Source organism: Sulfitobacter sp. G21635-S1, assembly GCF_027213915.1.
In the GTDB taxonomy this organism is placed as follows: domain Bacteria; phylum Pseudomonadota; class Alphaproteobacteria; order Rhodobacterales; family Rhodobacteraceae; genus Sulfitobacter.
This window is the reverse complement of the sequence record NZ_JAPWGV010000111.1, coordinates 1-234: the sequence shown is the minus strand read 5'-3', so window position 1 is coordinate 234 and position 234 is coordinate 1. Positions and strand designations below refer to the sequence as shown.

Genomic DNA, 234 nt, shown 5'->3' with positions numbered 1-234 from the left:
CGACCGATGTGGGATTCGCGATCGTATTTGTACTCACGTTTCTTATCAGTGTGATGAATGTACATAGGGAAACGTAAGCCTTTACCTGCGTAAGTCCATTTCAGCATCGCCAAATCACCGTCTGAGTTACCAAACGCAGCAATAGGACGACGACCAATGCGCTCGTAAATTTCCAGCGCTTTCATTTCTTTATCGTCGTTCACCAAGATTTCTGGTAATCGCTTGATCTCTGGT

1 pseudogene is annotated in these 234 nt (G+C 45.3%); it reads right to left on the bottom strand.

Annotated elements, in window-relative coordinates:
• Positions 1-203: pseudogene (locus tag O4H53_RS27090) on the bottom strand (haloacid dehalogenase-like hydrolase); the annotation flags it as partial.
• Positions 204-234: the final 31 nt, after the last annotated feature.